Origin of the sequence: Phenylobacterium sp. (assembly GCF_031181185.1) — a bacterium.
Lineage (GTDB): Bacteria > Pseudomonadota > Alphaproteobacteria > Caulobacterales > Caulobacteraceae > Phenylobacterium.
In genome coordinates this window covers 1-3,199 of the sequence record NZ_JAPSKZ010000271.1, presented here as the reverse complement: position 1 = coordinate 3,199, position 3,199 = coordinate 1, and the positions used below count along the sequence as shown (strand labels likewise).

Below are 3,199 nucleotides of genomic sequence, written 5' to 3'. Positions count from 1 at the left end.
GCCTCGCGACGAAGCCGTCCTGCGCGAGTGGCTGACGCGCGAGGGCGTCACCGGCTATGCGCGCATGCTGCTGGTCATGGAGCGGTTCGGCTATCCCGACTTCATGAGCGCCTCGGCCGAGGCGCTGATCGACGGCCAGTACGCCAGGCGGCCTGAGCTCCGCCCGCTCTACGACGCGGTCGTGGCCGCATCCCTCGACGCGGGCGACGTGACCGTGCAGGCGCGCAAGACCTACGTCTCGCTGTTGACCCCCAGGCGCACCTTCGCGCGCGTGCAGGCCGCCAAGGACCGCGTCGACGTGGCCCTGCGGCTTCCGGCCGACTCCGCCGGCGGCCGGCTGACGCCGTCGCGCGTTCACGACACCATGCCGGTGCAGTTCAGCCTGGCCCGGCCCGAGGACCTGGACGCCGAGGCGCTGGAGCTGCTGAAGCGCGCCTACGACGAGAACATCTGAACAGGGGCCATCCGCCATTGACCCGCGGGCCGCCCTTGCGTATATCCGCGCCTCCAATTTTGCCCGCCCGGTCTCGGCCGGGCGCGATCCGTTTCGAGAGCTTAGACGAATGGCCAATACGCCTGGCGCCAAGAAGGCGGTCCGCAAGATCGCCCGCCGCACCGAAGTGAACACCGCCCGCCGCTCGCGCGTGCGGACCTTCCTCCGCAAGTTCGAGGAAGCCCTGGCTTCGGGCGACGCCGGCGCCGCCAAGGAAGCCTTCGTGAAGGCCCAGTCCGAGCTGATGCGCGCCGTCAGCAAGGGCGTGGTCCACAAGAACACGGGCGCCCGCAAGGTGTCGCGGCTGGCCGCCCAACTGAAGAAGCTGTCGGCCGCCTAAGAGGACTGGTCGGGGAGCCCCGGCTCCCCCTCTTCACCGCTAGGAATTCTGCGAAACAGCGTCCGGTCCGGGCGCTGTTTTTTCGTGCGCGCGGCGCCCGTTTTCCGGTCGCGGTTTTGAAACCAAATCGGGTGGGTTTTCGAAGTCATTCGGGCGCCGCTCCCCTGCGTCCGGTGCGACCTGTGCGGCAAATCTGCTCAGCGGGCGGAGCGCTTTTTTTGGCTTTCCCTTGGCGGCAAAAGGCTCCGCTATGAGTCAACCGAAATATCCGTCGACAGCGCGAAGAATCACCGTTGACCGGCGAGGCCCCCCGACTAGTCTCAGCGGTCTTACAGGCGTCTTTGAATGATCTCGTGATTACAGCGGGACGCCGGCGGAGCACATGTGTTCGCCGGATAAGAGCTTGTGTGTGTTGAGAAAAACCGTGGTTGGGGGTTCGGGGCCTAGCCATGGCGTCGCAAGGTCGATGGGGTTGTGAGGGATGACAGGCAGGGGGGCTGCGGGAGCTATGGCAGGTGCGCCGGCGGGGGCCGTGTGGACGAAGACTTGCCAGGTCCTGAAGCATGAATTGGGAGAGGCCACGTTCGGCTCCTGGCTCGGCCAGGCGGCCCTGCGGGAGTCCGGTGATGAGGTTTGCGTGGTCGCCGCGACCGGCGTGGCCCGCGACTGGATCCGCCGGCATGCGTGGCGCCGTATCGGCGAGCTGTGGGCGCAGAACGATCCGCTGGGCCGCCGGCTGGACCTGAAGTCGCGCATGGAGGTGGAATCCGCCGGCGCCGTCGGCCGCGCGCCCGTGGTCGCGCCCAGCGCCGCCAACGCCGAGCCTGCGCCTGCGGTGTTCGAGATCGAGGCGGTCGAGGCCGTGGCGCCCGTCGCCGCCCGCCAGGGACGCCTCCAGGGCCTCCAGGAGCGGTTCTCGTTCGACACCTTCGTGTCGGGGCCGGCCAACGAGTTCGCCTTCGCCGTCGCCCGCCGGGTGGCGTCCTGGTCGGATGGCCACTTCAACCCGGTCGTCTTCCATGGCCCTTACGGCTTCGGGAAGACCCACCTGCTGAACGCCCTGGCCTGGGAGGCCATGCAGGCCGAGCCCAGCAAGCGGGTCGTCTACCTGACCGCCGAGCGGTTCACGACGACGTTCGTCAAGGCGCTGCAGGACAAGCAGACTCAGGCGTTCAAGGACGACCTGCGCAACGCCGACCTGCTGCTGATCGACGACGTCCACTTCGTCGCCGGCAAGACCCAGACGCAGGAAGAGCTGTTCCACACGCTGATCGCGCTGGTCGAGGACGGCCGCCGCGTGGTGCTGACCGCCGACCGCTCGCCGAACGAGCTTTCCGAGATGGAGCCCCGGCTGCGCTCGCACCTGCAGGCGGGCCTCGTCTGCGGCATCGAGCCGGCCGACCGGAACCTGCGGCTGGGCATCCTGGAGCGGAAACTCCAGACCCTGGCCAACCAGGGTCGCTTCGTGCCCTCCGCGCGGCCCGAGGTGCTGCAGTTCCTCGCCGACCGTTTCACCGACAGCGTGCGCGAACTGGAAGGCGCCCTGAACACCCTGGTGGCCCGCGTCGGCGGGGACATCGCGCGTCTGACCCTCGACGAGGCCCAGGCCATCCTGCGCCCCCACCTGTCCGTCAACGAGCGGAAGGTGACGGTCGACATGATCCAGAAGACGGTCGCCGAGCACTATGCGCTGAAGCAGGCCGACCTGATCTCCGAGCGCCGCGCCCGCGCTGTCGCCCGGCCGCGCCAGGTGGCCATGTGGCTGGCCAAGCAGATCACCACGCGGTCGCTGCCGGACATCGGCCGCCGCTTCGGCGGACGCGATCACACGACCGTCCTGCACGCCGTGCGCCGCATCGAGGCCCTGAAGGCCGAGGACGCCGCCATCGCCCGCGACATCGACGTCCTGCTGCGCAAGCTGCGCGGCTAGGCTCCAGCGCGGTTTCAGAGAGCGCCTAACGAAAGGCCCGCCGGAAACGGCGGGCCTTCTGCTTTGCCGCCGCACAGCTGCCGCAGCGGCGGCGCGCGGCCAATGCAAAGGGCGGCCGGATCGCTCCGGCCGCCCTCTCAACTCACGCAGGTGACGTCGGAGGTCTAAGCCTCTTCGGTCGCCGCTTCTTCCTTCTTCGACAGGTCCTCGCCGGTCTCCTGGTCGACGACCTTCATGGAGAGGCGGGTCTTGCCGCGGTCGTCGAAGCCCAGGAGCTTCACCTTGACCATCTGGCCTTCGCTCAGCACGTCCGAGACCTTGTTCACGCGCTCGTTCGAGATCTGCGAGACGTGGACGAGGCCGTCCTTGGCGCCGAAGAAGTTCACGAAGGCGCCGAAGTCGACGACCTTCACGACCTTGCCGGTGTAGATCATGC

General features: G+C 68.4%; 4 protein-coding genes. 3 read left to right on the top strand and 1 reads right to left on the bottom strand.

Features of this window, described 5'->3' with window-relative positions; all coding sequences use genetic code 11:
• The 3 genes from RIF93_RS19640 to dnaA form a co-directional block, all read left to right on the top strand.
• On the top strand, positions 1-454 hold a 454-nt coding region (locus RIF93_RS19640), incomplete at its 5' end, for a DUF5655 domain-containing protein (protein ID WP_309093135.1).
• A 109-nt stretch (positions 455-563) separates the two neighbouring features.
• Positions 564-833, top strand: coding sequence for a 30S ribosomal protein S20 (rpsT, locus tag RIF93_RS19635; RefSeq protein WP_309093134.1), 270 nt, complete (start codon positions 564-566; stop codon positions 831-833).
• A gap of 481 nt (positions 834-1,314) precedes the next feature.
• Entirely contained in the window at positions 1,315-2,763 is a 1,449-nt protein-coding gene (dnaA, locus tag RIF93_RS19630; protein ID WP_309093133.1) for a chromosomal replication initiator protein DnaA, read from the top strand.
• 164 nt (positions 2,764-2,927) lie between these two features.
• On the opposite strand, the gene RIF93_RS19625 is transcribed toward dnaA, so the two are convergent.
• Positions 2,928-3,199, bottom strand: a 272-nt coding sequence (locus RIF93_RS19625) for a S1 RNA-binding domain-containing protein (RefSeq protein WP_309093132.1), incomplete at its 5' end; no start/stop codon positions are given.